The 625-nt window shown below is 47.4% G+C and carries 1 protein-coding gene; it reads right to left on the bottom strand.

The window, feature by feature from the left end:
• Positions 1 to 349: 349 nt before the first annotated feature.
• A partial coding sequence (locus tag IEV15_RS14530) for a hypothetical protein (RefSeq protein ID WP_188363260.1) occupies positions 350 to 625 on the bottom strand: 276 nt, incomplete at its 5' end.

The following is a 625-nucleotide window of genomic DNA, read 5'->3' on the forward strand; positions in this document are numbered from 1 at the left end:
TAATTCATTCATGGCTTTCAATCTTTACGAAGTGTACGTCCTTGCGGTCTTCTCTTTCACTATTCAGACAAGCAAGATTCCTGCACATAATGCCTTCTCTCTTACCGTTCAAGATGCACTCGTAGCAGTTATATTCAGATAGACCTATATCCTCAACCACCTTGCAATTTACACCTTCAATGCTAATTGTCGCCCCTACTGGGTAATCTGTATTAAAGCATTCGTTGTTTACAATACATACTTCTTTTGCCATAATTCTTTTGTTTTAAGCGTTTAAAATCTGTTTGCCTTATAATTTACCGCCCGAAGCGTGAAAACGTCCCAGAGCGGCTGATTTTGCCCTCATTCGTTATTTTTCGGGCTTCCAGTCAATGCCAAGCCGCTGCAGAACTCCCTTCTCGTAGTATCTTGTCAGCGAATCCTTGGCAGGCTTGTTGTTCGGGTTCTTCTTCAAGTCTGCAAGGTTCTGCTGGATTACCCATCTGAACTTGCTGTCTTGGCTCTGCTGGCTCGCTGGCTGCTGGTGCTTGGCGTGCTCGTAGAGCTCCCCGATGCTCGGTCTTGCTGTTGCCGCAGGATCCTGCGCCCTGGCTGCTGTCGATTGCGGCTGCTGGCTTGTGGCTGG

Source organism: Flavobacterium orientale, from assembly GCF_014638005.1.
Classification (GTDB): Bacteria; Bacteroidota; Bacteroidia; order Flavobacteriales; family Flavobacteriaceae; genus Flavobacterium; species Flavobacterium orientale.